Annotated in this window: 1 pseudogene; it reads left to right on the forward strand. The window is 46.7% G+C overall.

Annotated features, from left to right (window positions below):
* A pseudogene (locus CUZ56_RS15410) lies at positions 1-244 on the forward strand (MFS transporter); the annotation flags it as partial.

Genomic DNA, 244 nt, shown 5'->3' on the forward strand with positions numbered 1-244 from the left:
CCTTTAACTGCTTGGGCGGCAGCGAAATTCGGTACGCTCACTGTTTTCCGTTCTGCTGTTTTTACCTTTGTATTCGGCTCGGTAGCTTGTGCGATGTCAATCTCTCTTGAAACCCTTGTGCTCGCACGAATTATCCAAGGTATTGGCGGGGCATTTATGATGCCTGTCGCTCGCCTTGCGATTATTCAAACCGTACCGAAAAATCAATTAATTAATGCCTGGAATTTAATGGCGACAGCAGGAC

Origin of the sequence: Saezia sanguinis (assembly GCF_003991585.1) — a bacterium.
In the GTDB taxonomy this organism is placed as follows: Bacteria; Pseudomonadota; Gammaproteobacteria; order Burkholderiales; family Burkholderiaceae_C; genus Saezia; species Saezia sanguinis.